At 58.8% G+C, this 240-nt stretch carries 1 pseudogene; it reads left to right on the plus strand.

What is annotated here, in order from left to right:
• Positions 1-240, plus strand: a pseudogene (locus JUJ53_RS25525) (CPBP family intramembrane glutamate endopeptidase); the annotation flags it as partial.

The raw sequence follows: 240 nt of genomic DNA on the forward strand, positions 1-240 counted from the left end.
TTAACCCGGAGGCGCGGGCGGGCGGCTGGCTCACGATCTTTTCCAACTACTTCTTCGTTCCGGGTCTGGTGTGGACTGTGGTCTCGTTGATTGACGGTACCACTGAACTCGCCATCGGCGTACACTTCGCGAACAACATCGGTGGGGTACTCCTGTTCAACATCACTGGAACTGCCTTGCCCTCACCCGCTCTGTTCACCATCAGCGAGTATCACGCCACCTACGGGGCGCTATCAGGGC

It is taken from the genome of Leptolyngbya sp. CCY15150, from assembly GCF_016888135.1.
Lineage (GTDB): Bacteria > Cyanobacteriota > Cyanobacteriia > RECH01 > RECH01 > RECH01.